The sequence below is a fragment of the Streptomyces sp. CA-179760 genome, assembly GCF_050937045.1.
Classification (GTDB): Bacteria; Actinomycetota; Actinomycetes; order Streptomycetales; family Streptomycetaceae; genus Streptomyces.
Window position 1 is genome coordinate 6,236,914 of the sequence record NZ_JBNJLZ010000001.1, and the last position, 18,928, is coordinate 6,255,841.

The window sequence follows — 18,928 nt, forward strand, 5'->3', positions numbered from 1 at the left end:
AATGGGGCGGAGGAGAGTGAGGATCCGCGCAAGGGGAGCCGGACTGTCCGGATCCTCGGACCACACCCCCAGAGGACTGGCTGATCATGGGCGGATCAGCGCCACGACGGGACAACCAGCTGCCGGCCGAGACGACCAGCTTCGTCGACCGGCGTGGCGAACTGACCGAAGGCCGCGAACTGCTGTCCCGCGCACGGCTGGTGACGCTCACCGGACCGGGCGGCGTCGGCAAGACCCGGCTCGCCGCGCGCATCGCGGCCCGTGTGCGGCGCGCCTTCCCTGACGGCGTGCGCTTCGTGCACCTCTCCGGGCTGCACGACCCGGCGCTCGTCCCGCTCGCCGCCGCCGACGCGCTGGGGCTGCACGACCACTCCGCGCAGCCGCCGCTGGACGCCCTCGTCGAGCAGGTACGGGACCGGCGGCTGCTCCTCGTCGTCGACAACTGCGAGCATCTGGCGGGCGCGTGCGCCCGGCTGGCCGCGGCCCTGCTGCACGGCACCGAGGGCGTCCGGATCCTCGCCACCAGCCGGCACCGGCTCGGCCTCACCGAGGAGCATCTGCTGGAGGTACGGCCGCTGCCGGTGCCCGACCCCGACGGAGACCTGTCCGCCGCCGAGGGCTATCCGGCCCTCACCCTCTTCGCCGACCGTGCCGCCGCCGTCGTCCCCGGCTTCCGCCTCACCCCCGGCAACCTCGCGTCCGTGGCCCGCCTCTGCCGCCGCCTGGACGGCCTTCCCCTGGCCATCGAACTCGCCGCCGTCCGGATGCGCGTCCTCGACGTCGACCAGCTCCTCGACCGCCTCGACGACCGCTACCGCTACCTCACCACCGGCAGCCCCGCGGCCCTGCCCCGCCACCAGACCCTGCGGGCAGCCGTCGCCTGGAGCCATGACCTGTGCACCGGCCCCGAGCAGACGGTATGGGCCCGACTGTCGGTTCTGGCGGGCGGCTTCGACCTGGAGACGGCGGAAGCGGTGTGCGCGGACGACACAGGGGAGGGGGACGCGGGGTGGGGAACGGGTCTGGTTTCGGCGCAGTTCGTCCTGCCGGAGGCCGCGACGGGCTTCGGTGGCGGGGCGGTGCGGGCAGGCGCGACCCTGGAGCGCCCTCACCCCGCGCAGGCGCTCACGCGAACCACGACACTGCCCCCGCTCGCCGCCGATCCCGTCGACTCCCCACCACTCGCACCCGGCCCGGCCGAGGGGACCACGCCGAGTCCCGTGCCACGCCGCCATCCCCCGGCCGCTCCGCTCGGCGCTGGTGGGATGCCGCCCTCGCCCGTGCCATGGCCGGGCGGCGTGCCGCTGCCTCGGCCCGTTCCGTGTCCGGGCGGTGTGACCCCGTCCCTGGCCGTGGCCGGATCCGGCTGCGCGCCCCTGCTGCCGCCTGTGTCCGGCCTGGGGGATGTGACGCTGTCCCCGCCCGTGTCCGACCCCGGCGCCGTCGCTCTGCCCCCGGCCGGGAACGCCGGAGACGCCGTAGGCAGCTGGCAAGCCGGGCCAGGACCGGTCGGACTCCGTGTCGATGAAGTCCTCGACGCCGTCGCCGGGCTCGTGGACAAGTCCGTGTTGTGCCGGGAGCCGGGGCCCGGCGGGGTGCGGTACCGGATGCTGGACACGCTGCGGCAGTTCGGGCTCGAGCGGTTGCGGACGGTGGGGGAGGAGGGGGCCGCGCGGAGGCGGCAGCGGGACCGGATGCTGTGGCAGGCCGAGGAGTGCGAGCGCGGCTGGTTCGGGCCGGGGCAGCCGGAGACCGTCGCGCGGCTGCGTGCCGACCGGGACAATCTGCGTGCCGCCCTCGACTTCAGCCTGTCCACCCCGGGCGAGGAGCGTGCCGGACTCAGGCTCGCCGGCACCCTCTGGTTCTACTGGCACGCCTGCGGCGCCCCCCGCGAGGGCCTGTACTGGCTCGAACGGGCCCTGGCCGCAAGCCCCGAACCCACCCGGGAACGGGCCCGCGGCCTCTGGGTCGCCGGGCTGCTGGCCGCCACCACCCAGGACTTCCCCCGGGGCCGCCGCCAGGCCACCGACGCCCTCGCCCTCGCCCGTGCCCTGGGCGACACCGCGGAGGCCGCCCACGCCGAGTACGTCATCGGCGTCATCCGGCTGTTCGGCGACGACCTGCCCGGCGCGCTGACGCACTTCGAAGCCACCGTCGCCCGCGGCCGCGTACCCGGCCAGCACCTGAGCCTCGTAGGCCTCGACCAGGTCGAACTCGCCTGCGCGCTGGGTTTCCTCGGCGAGGCCGACCGTGCCGTCGAGGTCTGCGAGCAGGCCCTGCGGCTGTGCGAACGGCACGGCGAGCAGTGGGTTCGGTCGTACGTACTGCGCATCCTCGCCCTCGCGCACACCGTGCGCCACGACTGGCCCCGGGCCGAACGGCACGCCCGCGAGGCCCTGCGGCTCAAACACGCCGTCCACGACATCATCGGCATCGCCCTGACCCTCGACCTGCTCGCGTCGATCGCCGCCGAACGCGGTGCCCACCGGCACGCGGCCCTGCTGATGGGCGGCGCCGACCGCGTCTGGGCCGACATCGACACCGGCCGCTGGGGCGCGCGCACCCTCAACTCCGTACGCCGGGACAGCGAGGAGCGAGCCTGCCGGGCCCTCGGACGGGACGCCTTCGAACGGGCTCACCGGCGCGGTGGCGGACTCGGCCTCGCGGAAATCGTCGGCCAGGCCCTCCAGGAGCCGGTCCGCGCGCGTCCCGGGGACTCCCCGGCCCCGCACGACGACACCACGGTCCGCCTGACCCGCCGCGAGTCAGAGGTCGCCCGGCTGGTCGCCGAGGGGCTCGCCAACCAGCAGATCGCCGACCGCCTGGTGATCGCCCGCCGCACCGCCGAAGGCCATGTGGAACGCATCCTCAGCAAGCTCGGCTTCAGCAACCGCAGCCAGATCGCCGCCTGGGTGACGGCACAGCGCTGACCCTCCCGCACCGGAACACCCACCCACCTCCCGAGGGGAACAGATGACCGTCCGACAGCCCTCCCTACCCGCCCCGTTCGACCACCGCATGGCCGTCTTCGAGTCCGACGAGGACTTCCTGGCCGCCGCCCTGCCCTTCCTCGGCGAAGGCCTCGCCGCCCCCGGCGAACCACCGCCCGTGGCCATCGCCGACCCCCGCAACCTGGACCTGCTCCGGGACGCCCTCGGCGGCGACGCCAAGGACATCACCTGCATCCCGCACACCGACTGGTACACCGGCTCCGCCGCCAACGCCGTGGCCCGGGCCGCCGCCTACCTCGCCGCCCACGCCGCCCCGGGCGGCCGGATCCACCTCCTCATGGAGCCCGTGTGGAGCGGCCGCGCCGGCCGTTCGGCCCGCGAGACCACCGAGTGGATCCGCTACGAGGCCCTCGCCAACCCCCTCTTCGCCCCGATGGCCACCACCGCCCTGTGCGCCTACGACACCCGCACCGCCGGGCCCGCCGTCGTCGCCGCGGCCCGCCGCACCCACCCCGACACGGAGGTCTACGAGGACCCGGCACGGCTCGCGGCCGAACTCGACGCCGTGCCGCTGCCGCTGCCCCCGGTCGGCGCCGAGCGCCTCGCACAGCCGCACGCCGCGGCCGTACGGTCCTGGGCGCAGACCCGCGGCCTGCCCGCCGCCGACGCCGAACTGTTCGCCACGGCCGTCGCCGAGACGGCGGCGGCCCTGGCCCCCCTCGACGGCACCGCCCTGCTGTGGGGCGAGGCGCCCGCCTGCGTCTGCGAACTGCGCTCGGCCCGCCGGATCGACGACCCACTCGCCGGCTTCGTCCCGCCACCGCCCACCGGCCAGGACCCCGGACCGGGCCTGTGGTACGCGCGCCAGGTGTGCGCGTACGTCGACATCCGCGACGACACCGAGGGAGCCACGGTCCGCCTCCAGTACGGGTGACCTGCACAAGCAGGTAGGGGATCGGGTAGTCCTCCCCCTGCGCCGGACCGTCCCCGGGGATCACCCTGGACCCATGCTGCAACTCTCCGGGCGCCACCTCCCGGACCCCGACGCACGGTACGGTCCGTTCCCCCAGCCACCCCTGGGAGCGGGCCACCTCAGCGTCGAGTACGGGCCCCGGCTCTCCGCCGTCCGCGAGGCACGCGCGGAGGTCCGCAGACAGTTGGAAGGCTGGGGGCTCGCGGAGCGCGGGGAGGTTGCGGACGTGGCCGAACTGCTCGTCGGCGAACTGGCCACCAACGCCGTGGTGCACGCCGAGAGCGGCTTCCGGCTGACCCTGTTCGCCGCGCACGGCGTACTGCGCTGCGAGGTCGCCGACGCGGAGCGCCGGGTGCCGCGGGTGCTGGACGCGGGTACCGGGGAGAACGGCCGTGGGATGTTCCTGGTGGACGCACTCGCCCAGCGCTGGGGCTGCCACCGGGACGGGCCGGGCAAGACCGTGTGGTTCGAGCTCGGCACGTGCGGGGCGGACGGCTGTGGTCGGCGACAGCCGTGACCCTCTCTGGGTGGGCCATGGCGGTTTGTCATAGCCGCCTTGGCCTGTTCCCGGGCCGCGGGTTCCTTGTGGTTGTTCGCGCCCACGCGGCGGAGCCGCAAATCGACACAGCCCCGCGCCCCTGGGGGGATTCCGTGAGGCCCTCTTGTCGGCCCGGGCTCTTTGATGTTTCTTGACCTCCATGGCGGACACCACGGGCAACACCACGGAGAACACGGCCCAGCACCCTCCTCAGCCCCGTAAGGCGAGTTGGAAGTACATCGGGCCGGGCATCGTCGTCGCGGCGACCGGGGTCGGCGCCGGTGATCTGGTCGCCACACTCATCGCGGGCAGCAACTTCGGCTACACCCTCCTGTGGGCCGCGATCATCGGATGCCTGGTGAAGATCTCACTGGCCGAGGCCGCGGGCCGCTGGCATCTGTCCACGGGGCGGACCCTGTTCGACGGCTGGGCGAGCCTCGGCCGCTGGACCACGTGGTTCTTCGCCGTGTACGTCGTCGTCTGGGGCTTCGTCTACGGCGCGGCGGCGATGTCGTCGAGCGCGCTGCCGCTGCAGGCGCTGTTCCCGGACGTGATGGACCTGAAGTGGTGGGCCATCGCCTGCGGCCTGGTCGGCCTGGTCTTCGTCTGGTTCAACAAGTACGCCGTGTTCGAGAAGGTCATGACGGTCCTGGTGGGCGTCATGTTCGTGGTGACGGTGTATGTGGCGATCCGGGTCACCCCGAACCTCCTCGACGCCTTCGCCGGTCTTCTCCCGGTGCTGCCCGACGAGAAGGACTCGATCCTCAACACCCTGGGCCTGATCGGCGGCGTCGGCGGCACGATCACGCTCGCTGCGTACGGCTACTGGGTCAACGCCAAGGGCTGGACCGACACCGGCTGGATGAAGGTCATGCGCCTGGACAACCGCGTCGCCTACGCCACGACCGGCATCTTCGTGATCGCCATGCTCTTCGTCGGCGCGGAGCTGCTCCACTCGGCGAACGTCGCGATCGCGAGCGGCGACAAGGGCCTGATCCAGCTGGGCGACATCCTGGAGGCGGAGTACGGCGCGGCGACGGCCAAGTTCTTCCTGGTCGGCTTCTTCGCCACGTCGTTCACCTCGCTGATCGGCGTCTGGCACGGCGTGAGCCTGATGTTCGCCGACTTCGTATCACGGCTGTCGGGCAAGGAGGGCGTCAAGGGCGAGGAGATCGCCTCCGGCAGGCGCGAACGCTCCTGGCCCTTCCGCGCCTACCTCCTCTGGCTCACCTTCCCGCCGATCGTGCTGCTCTTCGAGGACGAGCCCTTCCGCCTGGTCATCATCTACGGCGTCCTCGGCGCGGCCTTCCTGCCCTTCCTCGCCGGCACCCTGCTCTGGCTGCTGAACTCCAGCCGTACGCCCAGGCAGTGGCGCAACGGCCCCGTGAGCAACGCCATGCTCGCCATCGCGGGGCTGCTGTTCCTGGTCCTGTGCGTGAAGCAGATCTGGGACCAGCCGTGGGGGGACTTCTTCTAGGAGGGGAGACAGGCGGGGAGAATCGACGGATGACCGAGCAGCCACTCCCACCACCCGGCCCCGGCTTCGGCCCGCCCCCGCCGCAGTACGCGCCCGCTCAGCCCGCCTACGCGCCCCCGTCGTCCCCGTACCTGCCGTCCCCGTATCCGCCCGCGCCACCCCCGTACGCCCAGACACCGCCCCAGCAACCGGCACCCGCACCTGCCGGCCCGGAATTCCTCGCCGTCGACAAACGCAACGCGGTCGTCGTCGACGCGTCGGGTGTCGCCTTCGAGTCGTCCGGCCAGACGATCGAGTTCCGCTGGCCCGAGATCCGCGGCGTCCACTACCGGGCGAGCCCCGACGGCAAGGCCCTGATGGTCTCGGTGGTCCACATGGACGGCAGGTTCTACGAATGCGTGGTGGAGGCCAAGCCCAGGTCCCGGCTCCAGGAGTGGTTCCCGCAGCTGGCCTGGGTGCTTGGCCATTACCGGCCGATGGGGTGACGGCGTCCGGCGCCGCTACGGCAGCCCGTGGACGTGCGGCCCGACCGCGTTCGACCAGGCGTTGCCCGCCGCAGCGTCCCAGTTCGTCGACCAGGTCATCGCGCCCCTCAGGTCGGGATACGTCCGCGACGGCTTGAAGGAACCGCATCCGGTGCCCTTGGTCAGGCAGTCCAGGGCGTTGTTCACGACGGACGGCGGCACATGGCCGCTCCCCGCGCCCCGGGTCGAGGCGGGCAGGCCGAGCCCGACCTGGGACGGGGCGAGCCCGCCCTCCAGCTGGATGCAGGCCAGGGCGGTCAGGAAGTCCACCGAGCCCTGGCTGTACACCTTGCCGTCGCAGCCCAGCATGGAGCCGCTGTTGTAGTACTGCATGTTGACGACCGTGAGGATGTCCTTGATGTTCAGGGCCGTCCGGAAGTAGGAGTTCGACGTCGACTGCATGTCGATGGTCTGCGGCGCCATCGTGATGATCAGCGACGAGCCCGCCTTCGCCGACAGCGACCGCAGGGCCTGCGTCATGTAGGTCGCGTCGAGGCCGTTCTCCAGGTCGATGTCGACGCCGTCGAAGCCGTACTCCCGCATCACCGCGTACACCGAGTTCGCGAAGTTCGCCGCCGAGGCCGCGTCGTTCACCGCCACCGTGCCGCGCTCACCGCCGACCGAGATGATGACCTTCTTGCCGGCGGCCTGCTTGGCCCTGACGTCGGCCTTGAACTGGTCGACGGTGTAGCCGCCAAGACCGGCCGAGTCCAGGTTGAAGGTCACCGCGCCCGGCGTCGAGGTCGCGTCCGCGAAGGCGACGGCGATGATGTCGTACTGCGACTGGACATCGGCGAGCTTCTGGACGGTGGCGCCGTTGTCGAAGTTCTGCCAGTAGCCGGTCACGGCGTGCCTGGGCAGTGCGGGACCGGGACCCGTCGGCGCGTTCGTCCGGCCCGTCACCGCCGCCGACTTCGGCGACTCGCCCGCCGCGTTGGCCGCCGCGACCTGGAAGGAGTACGACGTCGAGGCGGCGAGGCCGGTCACGGTCGCCGAGGTGCCGGAGACGGCCGTCACCTTCGTGCCGTCGCGGTAGACGGTGTAACCCGTCGCCCCGGAGACGGTGTTCCACGCCAGCGACACGGACGAGGACGACGTACCGGAGACGTTCAGACCGCTGGGCGTGGCCGGGACCGTGGGGCCGGGATCGGTGCCGCCGCCCCCGTCGGGCCCGAACACCGACACGTCGTCCGCGTAGTAGGCGGCCTGCCCGTACCAGCCGTGCGTGTACACCGTCACGGAGGTCGTCGACGAGCCCGTCCTGAAGGTCGTCGAGAGCTGCTTCCAGGAGGAGGAGTCCGGGGTCCAGGTCGACACGTCGGTCGTGCCCGTGCCCGTGACACCGAGGTAGGCGTATCCGCCCCGGACCCAGGCGCCCAGGGTGTACGTCGAGCCGGGCTTCACCCGCACCGTCTGGGAGCACCGGGCGTTGTCCTGCCCCGCCGGGGTCCCCTTCAGCGCGGCAGTGCCGGCGTGCACCGGGGAGGAGACGGCCGTACCGCTGCCCGCGGAACAGGTCCAGTCGCTCAGGCCCGACTCGAAGCCGGCGTTCCTGGCGTTGTTGACGTCGGCGGCGGAGGCCTGGCCGACGGTCGTGACGGTGAGGGCCAGGGCAGCCGTGACGGCACCCGACCACAGTCGCATGGATCGTCTGTGTCTGGACATGACAAGAAAATGGTCCAGACCAGATGTACTGTCAAGAGGTCCAGGCCAACCTGTCGAGCAGTGGCCCCACCGCTGAGCCCTCCGGGCCCCCTTGCCCGGGCCCTGACTGCGACCGGCGAGATGCTCAACCTGCCCCGTTTTGGCGCATCTTGTGCAACGACAGTTGCTCCCGAGCTACACAAACGCTGTTCTCCGGTCACAGAGCCGTGGATACAGTGCTGAGGTAGTCACGCAGTGAAGTCACCGAAGTGGGCCGGAGTCACACCGGCGCGCCGACGGGCATGGGGAAACGGGGATCTGCGCGTGCCAACTGCCATTGCCGTGACCAGTGCCGACATGGCGCTGCCGCCACAGGACGAACGCACCCTGCCCGCCGTCGTGCTGAGGGACATCGACCGGCGCCCCATGGAACAGGCGCTCGCCGAGTTGCAGACCCTGGTCGAGCACCACGGACACGTCATCGTGGTCTGCTCCCAGGCCGCGCCCACCGCCGTGCAGCGCCGGCTGCACACCCTGCGCTCCCTCATGGAGAGCGACCGCATCGCCTTCTTCAACCCGGACCTTCCCCCGCTCGGACTGGCGGTCCTGGCCCGCCAGTTACGGCAGCTGGCGTCCTGCGACATCAGCCCCGGCGTGCTCGCCTCGGCAGGCCGGCTGCTCGTCCACTACATCCACGCCGGGGCGCTGCTGGGCTCCGTCACCCGGCTCGACCGCGTCCCCGTCGGTCTGAAGTCGCACGCCAAGTCCTGGGTCCCGGGCAGCCAGTTCGGCGTACTCGCCCACCCCGAGCCGCAGCTCGTCAGAATCACCCCCGAAGCCGCCCTTCCCGGCCCCGAGTTCGGCACCTGGATGCTCGTCGCCAAGGGACAGCTCCAGTCCGACTGGGTCACCACCACCCTCGCCCCCTCCTGGAAGGTGCAGGGGCTGCGCGAGATCCCTTTGCCGGCCGAGTCGCCCGGCTGGTGGGGCACCGGCAAGCTGATCGAGTTCTGCAGCTTTCTGCCCGACCTGTCGGTCCTCTACCAGCTGGTCACCTCCGTACGGCGCGGCAGCTGCCACTGGTGCGGCATCGACGTCATCGGCGACCGCTGCGTGTTCTGTTCGGCCATGCCACCCGTCTACGACAGCCCGCCCATCAAGCAGCTCGAGAACCGAACCGCCGTCGGGGCGCCGGGTGGACGTCGCCCGGGGTGACACCTGACACCGCTCGTCCGCACGGCTCCGATCCCGACCGACCGCTACCCCCAACGAGGTTGTACGGTTCATGAACTCCCGTCAGCGCCGCGGCGTGATTCTCCTGCTCCTGTCGGTCGTCTGCGCCCTGGGCGCCTTCGCCGGCGTGCTCTCCGTCATAGGCGACGTGAAGTCCAAGGTCGGCCCCGAGGTCACCGCCTACCGGCTGAAGTCGGACGTGCCGCCCTACACCACGCTCACCACGGGCCAGTTCGAGAAGATCAAGATGCCCGAACGGTGGCTGTCCGGCAACGCCGTCACCGATCTGCGGGAGATCCAGGGCAAGATCGCCGTCACGACGCTGCGCTCGGGCTCCCTGCTCCAGTCCGACATGATCGTCCGCCGGCCCGCCCTCCAGCCGGGCCAGCAGGAGGTCGCCATCATGATCGACGCGGCGACCGGCGTGGCCGGCAAGATCACGCCCGGCTCCTCGGTCAACGTGTACGCCACGTTCGAGGGCAAGCGCGAGGGCGACCCCGACCAGTCGAAGATCATCGTGACGAACGCCAAGGTCATCGACGTGGGCGACCTGACCGCGCTGAAGCCGGACGAGAACAACCGCACCCAGCGGCCCACCGACGCCGTTCCCATCACCTTCGCGCTGTCCGCCCTCGACGCCCAGCGCATCACCTACGCCGAGTCGTTCGCCCAGCGGGTCCGGCTCGCCCTCGTCGCGCCCGGCAGCGACAGCACGGTCCCGGAGCAGGACCGGACGTACGAACTCGCGAAGGACAAGTGAGAGGCCCGCATGCCCACGAGGATCCTCCCGGCAGTCGGTGAAGCGGACGCCGTCCGGTCCATCACGACGCTGCTCAGCCAGCTCCCGGACGCCGAGCCGGTGGCCCCGGTGGGCGACTCCACCCAGCTCATCGACACCCTCGCGCGGCTCGCCGCCGAGTCCGTGGACGAACTGCCCGAGGTCGTGGTCGTGCACGAGCGGATCGGCCCGGTCCCCGCGCTGGAGCTGATCCGCGAAGTGGCCCTGCGCTTCCCGTCCGTCGGCGTCATCCTCGTCACCTCGGACCCGAGCCCCGGCCTCTTCCAGGCCGCCATGGACTACGGCGCCCGCGGCCTCGTCGCCCTGCCCCTGAGCTACGAGGAACTGGCCAGCCGCGTCCAGGCGGTCGCCCAGTGGTCCGTCGGCGTACGGCGGCACCTGGGCGCCGGCGGCGACGTCTTCACCGGCGTCGGAGGCACCGTCGTCACCGTCAGCGGCGCCAAGGGCGGCACCGGGGCCACCTTGACCGCCATCCAGCTGGCCCTGGCCGCCCAGGCCTCCGGCCGCAGCACCGCCCTGGTCGACATGGACCTCCAGACCGGCGACATCGCCTCCTACCTGGACGTCCAGTTCCGCCGCTCCGTCGTCGACCTGGCCGCCATCACGGACATCTCCCCGCGCGTCCTGGCCGACGCGGTCTTCCGCCACGACACCGGCCTGGCCCTGCTGCTCGCCCCGGCCGAAGGGGAACGCGGCGAGGACGTCACCGACCGCGCCGCCCGCCAGATCGTCAGCGCCCTGCGCTCCCGCTACGAGATCGTCGTCATCGACTGCGGCGCCCAGCTGAGCGGCGCGGGCGCGGCGGCCGTGGAGATGGCGGACCGGGCCCTGCTGATCACCACGCCGGACGTGGTCGCCGTACGGGGCGCCAAGCGGGCGGTCCGGATGTGGGACCGGCTGCAGATCCGCAAGGCCGAGGAGACGACCGTCGTCGTCAACCGCCACAGCCGCGCCACGGAGATCCAGCCGCCCCTGATCCAGAAGATCACCGGCACGGCGGTCGCCGCGACCGTCGTCCCCGCCAACTTCAAGGAACTGCAGAGCGTCGTGGACGCGGGCCGCATCCACGAACTGGAGAACAAGAGCGCGGTGAAACAGGCCCTGTGGGGGCTCGCGGGGGAGCTTGGCTTGGTCAAGGTCCCGGACGGGGACCAGAAAGGGGCCGGGGGTTCCGGGGTGGCGACCGGGGTTCGATGAGCTTTCGACGGCGGAGGGAGGGATGAACATGCCTTCAAGGGAGCGGAAGCCGGAGCGGGACCGGGGCCAGGTGACCATCGAGTTCCTCGGGATGACACCGACGATCATCGTGACGCTGGTGGCGCTGTGGCAGGTCGTCCTGGTCGGCTACACCTACATCCTCGCGGGGAACGCGGCGGACGAGGCGGTACGGGCGGCGACCGCGGCGGAGCGCGGAGCGCGCGACGGTGCCTGCCAGGCCGCCGGGCTCAAGCACCTCTCGGAGGCGTGGAGCTCCGGCGCCGAGGTGACCTGCGGCGGCACTGGCTATGTCACGGCCGACGTCAAGCTCGAAGTCCCCATCCTCTTCCCGGGCACGCTCTCCGTCCCGTTCCCGGTCCGTGGTCACGCCGGTGCGGTCGAGGAGGCGGACTGAGATGGCGCGTTCCGGCAAGGGCCGTGACCGGGGCCAGGTCGCGATCGAGTTCATCGGCTTCCTGCCGATCCTGATCCTCGTCGCCCTGGCGGCCCTGCAGCTCGGCCTGATCGCCTACACGGCCCAGCAGGCGGGGACGGCGGCCCGGACGGGGGCGCGCAGTGCGTCGCTGGACGGGCCGTACGTGGCCGACTGCCAGGCGGCGGTGAGCAGCTGGCTGGCGGACGGGACCGACTGCGGTGCGTCACCCGGCGCCGACGAGGTCACGGTCACGGTCACCGTGCAGATCCCGTCCCTCGTGCCCGGCTGGGACTTCGACCCGGCGGTCAAGACCGCCACGATGCCGCGCGACCACTGACCATCGGCGAACGAGGAGCACCGCCCCCATGAGCCTGCGAGCACGTATCAACACCCCCGAGGAGAACGGCAACCGGGGCGAGGACGGCCATATGGTCGCCTCCTACCGGGCCAAGCTCCTGGAGGAGATCGACCTCGCGGAGATGAGCTCGCTGGCCACCGCCGAGCGCAGGGCGCGGCTGGAGCGGGTGCTCGGGCACATCATCAGCCGCGAGGGCCCGGTCCTGTCGACCGTGGAACGCGCGCAGCTGATCCGCAGGGTGGTCGACGAGGCGCTGGGCCTGGGCATCCTGGAGCCGCTCCTGGAGGACGCCTCCATCACGGAGATCATGGTGAACGGACCGGACGCGATCTTCGTGGAGCGCGGCGGCCGGGTGGAGCAACTGCCCCTGCGCTTCGCCTCCAACGACCAGCTCATGCAGACGATCGAGCGGATCGTCTCGACGGTCAACCGCCGCGTCGACGAGTCGAACCCGATGGTCGACGCCCGCCTCCCGTCCGGCGAGCGCGTCAATGTCATCATCCCGCCGCTGTCCCTGACGGGCGCCACCCTCACGATCCGCCGCTTCCCGCGCTCCTTCACGCTCCAGGAGCTGATCGGCCTCGGCTCGCTCGACGAGCACATGCTGTACCTGCTGGCGGGCCTGGTGCAGGCGAAGTTCAACGTCATCGTCTCGGGCGCGACCGGCACCGGCAAGACGACCCTGCTGAACGCGCTCTCCGGGCTGATCCCCGGGGCGAACGCATCATCACCATCGAGGACTCGGCCGAACTCCAGCTCCAGCAGGCCCATGTGATCCGCCTGGAGTCCCGCCCACCGAACGTCGAGGGCAAGGGCCAGATCTCGATCCGCGACCTGGTCCGCAACTCCCTGCGCATGCGCCCCGACCGCATCGTCGTCGGTGAGGTCCGGGGCGGCGAGTCCCTGGACATGCTCCAGGCGATGTCGACGGGCCACGACGGCTCGCTCGCCACCGTCCACGCCAACAGCGCGGAGGACGCGCTGATGCGGCTGCAGACCCTCGCCTCCATGTCGGACGTGGAGATCCCCTTCGTGGCGCTGCACGACCAGATCAACAGCGCGGTGGACGTCATCGTGCAGCTGACCCGGTTCGCGGACGGCGCCCGCCGCATCACCGAGATCGCCCTGATGGACAGCCACGGCAGCGACCCGTACCGGCTGGTTACGGTCGCCCGTTTCAACGCGCGGCCCATGAGCTCCGACGGGCGTATCCACGGCGCCTTCGAGTACTTCCCCGTCCCACGCCGCACCGCCGACCGCCTCTACATGGCGAGCCAGCCCCTCCCGCAGGCCTTCGGCATCGCCCGGTCCGCGGACCAGCTAGCCACCCGAGAAGCCAGGTAGGACCGACCGATGGATCTGCAAACGCTCATCACGCTCACCACCGGCGTCACCCTGCTGACGTGCGTCCTCGCGGTCGTCGGCCTGCACTCCTACGCCACGGGCAAGGCACAGCGCCAGGCGCTCGTCGACCGCCTCTCCGCCACCGGCCAGGTCCCGCTCGGCGGCCGGCGCCGGCACTTCCGGAACCTGGACCGCCGCCTGCGGCGCACCAAACTCGGCAGGAAGCTGGAACTCCGCCTGGCGGCGACGGGCCTGGACATCACCCCGGGTGAGTTCTTCGTCTACATGCTCGCCACGGTCGCCGGACTGTGGCTGATCGGCCAGGCGGCCCTGGCCCCGTTCTTCGGCCCGCTGGCGGGACTGCTCGGCATCGGGGTCGCCGTGCAGTTCCTGAACTGGCAACGCCAGAAACGCATCGAGAAGTTCATCAACCAGCTCCCCGAGATGGCCCGGATCCTCGCCAACGCGACCCAGGCGGGACTGGCTCTCCGCACGGCCATCGGCATGGCGGCGGAGGAGATGGAGGCCCCGGCGGGCGAGGAACTGGGCAAGGTCTCCGCGCAGCTCGCGGTGGGCGCGTCGCTGGACGACGCCCTCGACGAAATGGCGGACCGTCTCCCGTCCCGGGAACTGGTCGTCCTCGTCACCACCCTCGTCCTGTCCAACCGGGCCGGCGGCCAGGTCGTGAGCGCCCTGCGGAACCTGACGGAGACCCTGGAGGAGCGCAAGGAGACCCGACGTGAGGTTCGCACCCAGCTCTCCCAGGTCAGCATGACGTCGTACGCCGTTCCGGTCCTGGGCGTCGGCTCGCTCTTCCTGATGAACGGAGTGAAGGACGGCGCCCTGGACCGCATGACCGGCTCCCCCTTCGGCCAGGGGGCGGTCATCATCGCCTTCGCGCTCTACGCCGTCGGCTTCGTCCTCATCCGCCGCCTGTCCCGCATCGACGTCTGAGAAGCCAGGAGGGAACGCAACCCATGGGACTTCTCCTCGCCCTGCTGATGGGCCTCAGCGTCTGGGGCATCTTCGCCGGCATCCGCATGTACCGCGCCGAGGCCAAACTGCCGGGGGACCTCGCGTTGGCCTTGGAGGTCGGCTCCACCCGCACCGGAGCGGTCGACTCGCTCATCGACCGCATGGGCATGCGCTACGCCCCCGCCGTCCTGCGCCTGATGGGCCCCAAGCAGGTGGCCAAGTACCGCCGCAAGATCGACCTGGCGGGCAACCCGGGCGGCCTGACGATCGACCGCTACGCGGCCCGCCGGGCGGTCTACGGGGCGCTGGGCGGGGTCGGCCTTCTGGTCTTCCTCATGCGCGGCCAGCTCCTGGTGGCCCTGCTGTTGCTGGCCTTCGGCGCGTTCTGGACGGAGGTCGGCATCTGGTCGGCGATCCGCATCCGCAAGGACGTCATCGAACGGACCCTGCCGGACTTCCTGGACGTCCTCGCGGTCGTGGTCAGCGCCGGCCTCGGCTTCCGCCAGGCCCTGGACCGGGTCGCCTCCAAGTACGAGGGCCCCTGGGCGGACGAACTGCGCATCACCCTGCGCCAGATGGACCTCGGCATGAGCCGCCGCGAGGCCTTCGCGGAACTGCGGCGCAGGAACGACTCCGAGCAGGTCGCCATGTTCGTCACGGCGCTGCAGCAGGGCGAGGAACTGGGTGCGCCGATCGTCGACACGCTGGTGTCACTCGCCAAGGACATGCGACGCACGGACGCGCAGAACGCCCGTCGCAAGGCCGCCCGGGCCGTGCCCAAGGCCACGATGATGATCACGACCTTCATGGTCCCGGCCACGATGCTCCTCCTCGGCGCCGGCCTCATCCTCGGCTCGGGCACGGACTTCGGCTCGGTGACGGGCAAGTAGGGGGTGGGCGACAGCATGCCGATGACAGGGGAACGCGCCGGGCTGCTGCGCCGCCGCCGTCCCATCACACCGGAGATCACCACGCCCCCGGCGGGCACGGTCCTCCCGTCCCATGCCCGCACGGGCGCGCCGGACATCCCGGTGACGTCGGCGACACCGGCGTTGCCGCCGGGGTGGGAGGCGGCGGAGGGGGGTGGAGTTCAGGGGCATGCGGACGGCGGGTCGGAAGGGCAGGCGAACGGGGAGCCGGATAGGCGTGCGCGCGGCCGGTCAGCCGCCGATGGTGGTCCGCCCCACAGAGGCCACCCGCACGCGACCACGAAAGCCGCACGGGTGGCGTGGGTGAAAACCCCCTCCCGGCCGAAGGCCGGGACACCCCCACGAGCCCGGCAATCCCCATCCAGATCAACGCCCTGCAGGCGATGTGCCGCCAAGTCTTCGGCTTCCGCCTGGCCATGATCGCCCTTGCCACCCCCACCGCCCTCCTCAACGCCAACGAGGGAGTCCCCACCCGCCTGGTCGGCGCAGCCGTGGTCGTCACCTTCATGACCTCCTACGCCCTCTTCAGAGACTGGGAACGCTTCGGCCCCCTCCTTCTCCGCCACCCCACCCTCCTGGCCGCGGACACCCTCTTCGCCGCCCTCCTCCTCATCTCCGCGGGCCCCGACAGCACCCTGGCCTACGTCAGCGTCTGCACCCCCCTCCTGGCCGGCCTCGTCTACGGCTGGCGAGGCGCGGCCGTCTTCGCCAGCCTCCAGGCCCTGCTCCTCCTCCTCATCCACGCGGCGCAAGAGAACCCACCCCCCGGCCTCGCCGAGGCGACCCTTCTGCCCGGCCTCTGCGTCATCGCCGGCGCCGTCGGATCCAGCCTCCGCAACCTCATGCTCCGCTTCGGCGCGGCCACCCAGGCCCTCACCACCGTCCAGGCCCGGCTCGCCGTGACGGAAGCGGTCAGCGCCGAACGCGCCCGTCTGGCCCGCGAGATGCACGACTCGGTCGCCAAGACCCTGCACGGCGTGGCCCTGGCCGCCGACGGCCTCGAAGCCTCCACCGGCGCCGACCGGATGAACCCGACCGTGATCAGACAACAGGCGGCCCTCGTCGCCCGCTCGGCCCGCCGGGCAGCCGCCGAATCCCGCGAACTCCTGGCGGACCTGCGCCGCGAATCCGACCCGTCCCAGGCCACGGACGTCCTTGTCGAACTGGCTTCCCACACACGCGACTTCAGCGCCCGCACCGGCCTCCCCGCCGTCTACCGCCCCACCGGCGAGCACTCCGTACCCCCCGTCCCACCCGCGGTGGCCCGCCAGCTCCTCACCATCGCCTCGGAGGCCATGGAAAACGCCCACCGCCACGCGCATCCCAGTCGCGTCGACGTCAGCGCGGGCGTCCATGGCGACCTGCTCCGTATCAGCGTCTACGACGACGGGAACGGCCTTCCACCCGGCACGACACTCGAACGACTCCGCCGTACGGGCCACTTCGGCCTGGTCGGCATGGTCGAACGCGCCGCCTCGGTGGGCGCCCGCATCCGCATCGGCCGCGGCGGCCACCCGCAGGGCACGGAAGTACGCCTGGAACTGCCCTTGGCGGCCCTGACCGCCCCCACCACCTGACTCCACGACACAACATGACATGACATGGCAGGACACGAAGGAGGCTATTGATGCCGGACCAACCGCTCCCGCCTCCCGGCGCCGCACCGCAGCCGCCGCGCTACCCCTTCTCGGACCTCGCTCAGCCCGCACAGCGGCCGAGCCGCACCCTCCGGGTCGTCGTGGCGGACGACAACCCCGTGGTCCGAGCGGGCCTCACCGCGCTGCTCTCCGGCCGCGCGGACATCACGGTCGTTGCGGAGGCGGCCGACGGCCGTCAGGCCTACGAGGCCGCCCACCAGCACCGCCCGGACGTAGTCCTCCTGGACGTCCGCATGCCCGGTGTGGACGGCATCTCGGCCCTCCCGTACCTGGTGGGAATCGCCCCGGTCGTGATGCTGACGTACAGCAGGGAGTCGGAGATCGTCCAGGAGGCCCTGCGCCGAGGAGCGGGCGGTTACCTGGTCCACGGCGAGTTCACGGCCGACCAGTTGGTCGAGGCCGTACGGGACATCAAGGAGGGCAGGGCCCACTTCACCCCCACGGCGGCGCAGGCCCTGCTGACCCAACTCCGCCAGGACCAGTCATCAAATGCGACTGCATACGGAATTACCCACTCCGCAAACTCGCATACCTATTCCCCAGAACAGCTTCGAACAGGGGATTCACCCTTCCCTGCCGCCCCGCCCTCACCCATTTCTTCACAAAACCTTTCGCAGGTGCAATCAAGTGTGGGACAGTCTTCATCCGGGTGGCCCGACAGGTCGCGGTTCCAACTGAGCACGAGGGAGGCGGAGATCATGGACCTCATCGCGTGCGGCATGAACAACCAGCAGATCGCCGCCACGTGCTTCATCAGCGAGAAGACCGTCAAGAACCACATCAACCGCATCTTCGCCAAACTCCACAGCACCAGCCGCTCCGAGGCCGCCGCGAAATGGCTCGGCACGGCACCGGACTCATCCCGAGGGCTGGGGTGACCTTTGATGACGGAACGGACGAAGAGCTGGTCGATCCCCCGCGATTGGGCCCGGAATTGGGCCCTGGGGCCCTCCCGCGGGCGGCATGTCCGGCCGTACGTTCCTCCTGTCGAAGGCGACACAGCCGAACCCGGAGGGGAACACCATGAGCGACCTGATGCTGAAGACCGCCGTCGCGACCAAGGTCCGAGTGAACGGCTGGAAGAACACGACGACCGAGGCGATGCGGCGCCGGTCCGGGGACAAGGGACAGACGGCGGTCGAGTACCTGGGCATCATCGCGGTGGTGGTGGCGATCGTGCTGGCTATTACGGGCACGAACATCGGGCAGACGATCCTCACCAAGATCCAGGCGCAGATCGCCAAGGTCGCTCCTTGATGCGACGACCTCGCCGGTACGGCGACGCAGGGCAGGCCTTCCCCATCTACATCACGGTGGTGGGGGGCCTGCTCTTTCTCGCGTTCGCTTACTTCGCGGTCGGCCAGGCCGCGGCGAACAGGAACGGCGCCCAGACAGCCGCCGACGCGGCGGCTCTCGCGGCGGCTCAGGACAAACGAGACCAACTCGCGGGCGCGTGGGTGAACGACGTACTCGACCCGAGCAAATGGGAGAGCATCTTCGCTGGGGCGGCCGAAGGGGTCAGCCCTTCGTGCTGGCGCGCGTACCAGCTCGCCGCGCAGAACGACGCCCGGGTGAATCAGTGTGATCCGCAGGATCCTCTCAGCTTCAGGGTCGAGGTCGAGACCAACAAGTCCGTCGGTGACTCCGTTGTCCCGGGCACGGCGGAGCAGAAGTCCGACGCGCACGCGACTGCCGTGATCGAGCCCCGCTGCGACGTCGATCCCCCAAGCGGGGGAGCCGGTCCCGACGTACTGCCGCAGCTCTTGTGCGAGGACGACGAGAAGTGGGAGCTGGATCCGGATGATCTCGATGTTCTGCCGAAACCCGAGGACCTCTTCGACGTCCACCTGGCCGAACCACAAGCGAACGACGAGTGATGAAGGAAGCAGAGA

At 71.0% G+C, this 18,928-nt stretch carries 16 protein-coding genes and 2 pseudogenes; 17 read left to right on the forward strand and 1 reads right to left on the reverse strand.

Annotated features, from left to right (window positions below; translation table 11 throughout):
- The first annotated feature begins 86 nt into the window (after positions 1-86).
- The 5 genes from ACQEV8_RS28480 to ACQEV8_RS28500 all read left to right on the forward strand — a co-directional run bounded on the left by ACQEV8_RS28480 (position 87) and on the right by ACQEV8_RS28500 (position 6,424).
- Positions 87-2,930 (forward strand): LuxR C-terminal-related transcriptional regulator, encoded by a 2,844-nt coding sequence (locus tag ACQEV8_RS28480; RefSeq protein ID WP_432965803.1) that lies wholly within the window; start codon positions 87-89, stop codon positions 2,928-2,930.
- A 43-nt stretch (positions 2,931-2,973) separates the two neighbouring features.
- Positions 2,974-3,885 (forward strand): anti-sigma factor RsbA family regulatory protein, encoded by a 912-nt coding sequence (locus tag ACQEV8_RS28485; protein WP_432965806.1) that lies wholly within the window; start codon positions 2,974-2,976, stop codon positions 3,883-3,885.
- A gap of 73 nt (positions 3,886-3,958) precedes the next feature.
- Positions 3,959-4,441, forward strand: coding sequence for an ATP-binding protein (locus tag ACQEV8_RS28490; RefSeq protein WP_432965809.1), 483 nt, complete (start codon positions 3,959-3,961; stop codon positions 4,439-4,441).
- Between the two features lie 181 nt (positions 4,442-4,622).
- Positions 4,623-5,939, forward strand: coding sequence for an Nramp family divalent metal transporter (locus ACQEV8_RS28495; protein WP_432965811.1), 1,317 nt, complete (start codon positions 4,623-4,625; stop codon positions 5,937-5,939).
- A gap of 29 nt (positions 5,940-5,968) precedes the next feature.
- Positions 5,969-6,424 (forward strand): hypothetical protein, encoded by a 456-nt coding sequence (locus ACQEV8_RS28500; RefSeq protein ID WP_432965814.1) that lies wholly within the window; start codon positions 5,969-5,971, stop codon positions 6,422-6,424.
- Between the two features lie 15 nt (positions 6,425-6,439).
- Here ACQEV8_RS28500 and ACQEV8_RS28505 read toward each other — a convergent pair whose 3' ends face one another.
- Positions 6,440-8,128 (reverse strand): chitinase, encoded by a 1,689-nt coding sequence (locus ACQEV8_RS28505; RefSeq protein WP_432965817.1) that lies wholly within the window; start codon positions 8,126-8,128, stop codon positions 6,440-6,442.
- 336 nt (positions 8,129-8,464) lie between these two features.
- Here ACQEV8_RS28505 and ACQEV8_RS28510 point away from each other — a divergent pair, with 336 nt between their 5' ends.
- The 12 genes and pseudogenes from ACQEV8_RS28510 to ACQEV8_RS28565 all read left to right on the forward strand — a co-directional run bounded on the left by ACQEV8_RS28510 (position 8,465) and on the right by ACQEV8_RS28565 (position 18,913).
- Positions 8,465-9,322 carry a hypothetical protein gene (locus tag ACQEV8_RS28510; protein WP_432973062.1) on the forward strand — a complete coding sequence of 286 codons (858 nt, stop codon included), beginning with the start codon at positions 8,465-8,467 and terminating at the stop codon, positions 9,320-9,322.
- 70 nt (positions 9,323-9,392) lie between these two features.
- Positions 9,393-10,100: a Flp pilus assembly protein CpaB gene (gene cpaB, locus ACQEV8_RS28515; RefSeq protein WP_432965820.1), complete on the forward strand. Its 708-nt coding sequence runs from the start codon at positions 9,393-9,395 to the stop codon at positions 10,098-10,100.
- Positions 10,101-10,109: 9 nt separating this feature from the next.
- A pseudogene (locus ACQEV8_RS28520) lies at positions 10,110-11,362 on the forward strand (AAA family ATPase).
- Between the two features lie 2 nt (positions 11,363-11,364).
- Positions 11,365-11,751 (forward strand): TadE family protein, encoded by a 387-nt coding sequence (locus ACQEV8_RS28525; RefSeq protein ID WP_432965823.1) that lies wholly within the window; start codon positions 11,365-11,367, stop codon positions 11,749-11,751.
- A 1-nt stretch (position 11,752) separates the two neighbouring features.
- The gene (locus ACQEV8_RS28530; protein WP_432965826.1) at positions 11,753-12,109 is read left to right on the forward strand and encodes a TadE/TadG family type IV pilus assembly protein; all 357 of its coding nucleotides are present in this window, start codon (positions 11,753-11,755) and stop codon (positions 12,107-12,109) included.
- A gap of 28 nt (positions 12,110-12,137) precedes the next feature.
- Positions 12,138-13,474, forward strand: a pseudogene (locus ACQEV8_RS28535) (CpaF family protein).
- Positions 13,475-13,483: 9 nt separating this feature from the next.
- On the forward strand, positions 13,484-14,428 hold the full coding sequence (locus tag ACQEV8_RS28540; RefSeq protein ID WP_432965829.1) for a type II secretion system F family protein: 945 nt from the start codon (positions 13,484-13,486) through the stop codon (positions 14,426-14,428).
- Positions 14,429-14,451: 23 nt separating this feature from the next.
- The gene (locus ACQEV8_RS28545; RefSeq protein ID WP_432965832.1) at positions 14,452-15,339 is read left to right on the forward strand and encodes a DUF5936 domain-containing protein; all 888 of its coding nucleotides are present in this window, start codon (positions 14,452-14,454) and stop codon (positions 15,337-15,339) included.
- 338 nt (positions 15,340-15,677) lie between these two features.
- Positions 15,678-16,955, forward strand: coding sequence for a sensor histidine kinase (locus ACQEV8_RS28550; RefSeq protein ID WP_432965835.1), 1,278 nt, complete (start codon positions 15,678-15,680; stop codon positions 16,953-16,955).
- Positions 16,956-17,005: 50 nt separating this feature from the next.
- Entirely contained in the window at positions 17,006-17,914 is a 909-nt protein-coding gene (locus tag ACQEV8_RS28555) for a response regulator (protein ID WP_432965838.1), read from the forward strand.
- Between the two features lie 145 nt (positions 17,915-18,059).
- Positions 18,060-18,293: a hypothetical protein gene (locus ACQEV8_RS28560; RefSeq protein ID WP_432965841.1), complete on the forward strand. Its 234-nt coding sequence runs from the start codon at positions 18,060-18,062 to the stop codon at positions 18,291-18,293.
- Positions 18,293-18,913: a pilus assembly protein TadG-related protein gene (locus ACQEV8_RS28565; protein ID WP_432965844.1), complete on the forward strand. Its 621-nt coding sequence runs from the start codon at positions 18,293-18,295 to the stop codon at positions 18,911-18,913. Before ACQEV8_RS28560 ends, ACQEV8_RS28565 begins: the two co-directional genes overlap by 1 nt.
- The last annotated feature ends 15 nt before the right edge of the window (positions 18,914-18,928 follow it).